Origin of the sequence: Vibrio sp. 10N.222.49.C9 (assembly GCF_041474985.1) — a bacterium.
GTDB classification, from domain to species: Bacteria; Pseudomonadota; Gammaproteobacteria; order Enterobacterales; family Vibrionaceae; genus Vibrio; species Vibrio crassostreae_C.
Genome location: NZ_JBFRVD010000995.1, coordinates 1 through 283, shown reverse-complemented (window position 1 = coordinate 283; position 283 = coordinate 1). Strand labels below are relative to the sequence as shown.

Annotated in this window: 1 protein-coding gene; it reads left to right on the top strand. The window is 47.3% G+C overall.

Annotated elements, in window-relative coordinates; genetic code table 11:
- Nucleotides 1-283, top strand: a 283-nt coding sequence (locus tag AB4585_RS26595) for a hypothetical protein (protein ID WP_372171742.1), incomplete at both ends; no start/stop codon positions are given.

Here is a 283-nt window from a genome sequence, read left to right as displayed (position 1 = left end):
GAGGTACAGTCCAAGATATTCGTGTATCTATGGGTAAAGGCATAGAGTCACTTCGCTACTCGGCTAAGGTAAAAGATGGCCGTATGAACTACTGGGAGCTGATCCCTGGCTTTCATACCTTAGAAGCGCGTATATTTGGTCGCTCAGATCTCGCCAAAGCAACCGTCACTATGCTTGATGATACCTTGCCTTATGGTGAGGTATTCCAGGCACCGCTTAAGATACGCCAAGCAGAAGTTGATATTGTCTGGCAGTCGGATGATAACGGCTGGAGTTTATGGTC